This is a genomic window from Neobacillus drentensis (assembly GCF_036966985.1).
Lineage (GTDB): Bacteria > Bacillota > Bacilli > Bacillales > Cytobacillaceae > Neobacillus > Neobacillus drentensis_E.
This window is the reverse complement of sequence record NZ_JBALSN010000767.1, coordinates 1-1,902: the sequence shown is the minus strand read 5'-3', so window position 1 is coordinate 1,902 and position 1,902 is coordinate 1. Positions and strand designations below refer to the sequence as shown.

Genomic DNA, 1,902 nt, shown 5'->3' with positions numbered 1-1,902 from the left:
AAGTTAACAAATAATATATGATATGTTTATAATTTACTGTTCTGGTACAAAGATAAAATAATGTAGAATAAAGCGCATAAATTTCTAGCCGAATCGACTTATGTCGAAATACCCAACAATTACTGGATGAATTCTTTCTGATTCTGGATAATCTAATCCCGTAAATCAATCTGTTAAAAATCCGTATGGGTTCTACTTCCAAAAGACTGATACAACTTTTCATTATTTAACTCGAATAACTCAAATTTATTCCCTACAATTTTATGCTTTACTTATTTAATTCAGCCTGTGCCTGTTCAATCTTATTATCATAATCCCCCAATTCACCCTCACGCTTAATAGAATCAGCACAACATTATTTATATCATCTAACACACCTAGTTTCTCAGTTAGTTAGATTTTTTACACTCTAACTTTCTTATGTTGTCCCCTACGTCTTCCTTTTTTATTATTTTCTAAAAACTCAGTAATCCCATAGCTCTCATTTCTAAATACCACTTATTATTCAATACTACGAACCTCCCATTGTATTTAAAATAAAGCCCTGTTAAACATTAGTGATGGCATTGCGTAAAAAAGTTCCAGTTTTTTGGTTCTTTTGTTTGTCTTTTTGAACTAACGCATGCATAAGTCCATTAGACGTAAACACAGTATGTTAGAATTCCCACATATTTATTCTCATTCTTAGTTTCTAGCATAACAACTTTCTGCATATATGCTTCTTTGACGAGGTTGTACATTACTTCAGAAAAGTTGATTTTAACGTTAAACTTCTCGCGATATATAACAGTCAAGGTTCATAGTTGCTATTTGATTTCTTCTTCTGTACGGATTGAAAATTGTAATACTACCATTGCGGATACTTCTTCATCTGTAACTTACTAATCTCCTTTGCCTTCATTAACTGGTTATATAACCATTAACCGAGCCTCCAATTCCTAAAGACGCTGAAAACAACGAATTAACAAGCCACATTAAGAAAGTCAATGATATGTTGAATAGTATACATGCTGGCCAAAACGCTTGGTATGAAGGAATACCTCCACATTTAAGATTAAACGTCAAGGGTGCTAAAATGAGTCAAATTTAAAGACGGCTACACCCAAAACAACTATCCTAAACAGGAACCGGTAGTGGTGGTGGTACTCACATTTATTAATGGAGTGAACCTCATGCTTTGACTAATATAGAACGTGCTAGGATTCAAACATTCCTTGACGATTATGTTTTTCTTGGTGGAAAAGAAAAAGTCAGAAAGCAAGTCGGAATGGCTGTTCCTCCAGAAAGGGCAAGAATTATTATTGAAGCAATATTGAAAACATTTGCTGACATAGATTACGAAAGTGTCGACCCTAAATGGAATACGGAAGAGTTATTTGCTGATACAAAGTTAGAGCTACTACCTAAATAATAAAAAATACAAGGAGCGATATTTGCCTCCTTGTTTTATTTCCTTCGCATTCTATATAGTAAAGGTTGCGTTTAAAAACAATCTCATTTGCTGTTCTCTCTTTTCACCAATTAAGGTAGTAACTCGCCTCTCCGCTCATGCAGCATCATCGATTTTCACATGAACTAAGATACGTGTTTCTGGGTTCATTAATGTTTCCCAAATCTGGTCAGAATTCAATTCATCCAAACCTTTAAAGCGTTTAAGAAAAAAGACCTTGCCTACCTTTTCAAACGATGATTTGAGTTCTTCTTCATTCCAAGAGTACTCAATTTTCTCATTTTACCGTCACCTTTTCTTACTTTATACAAGGGTGGAAGTGCAATGAAAACTTTTCCTGCTTCAATGTGAGGCTTCATATAATATAGAAGAAAGTTAGAAGCTTTAATTGTATTTTTGCTCCATCCGTTTAAGCATCGGTCATAATCACGATTATATCGTAGTTTATATCC

Annotated in this window: 2 pseudogenes; one reads left to right on the top strand and one right to left on the bottom strand. The window is 33.9% G+C overall.

Going from position 1 to position 1,902, the window contains the following annotated elements:
* Positions 1–919 precede the first annotated feature (919 nt).
* A pseudogene (locus V7659_RS31525) lies at positions 920–1,411 on the top strand (DNA cytosine methyltransferase); the annotation flags it as partial.
* Positions 1,412–1,549: 138 nt separating this feature from the next.
* Here the strand turns inward: V7659_RS31525 and V7659_RS31520 are convergent.
* Positions 1,550–1,902 (bottom strand): annotated as a pseudogene (locus V7659_RS31520) (DNA topoisomerase IV subunit B); the annotation flags it as partial.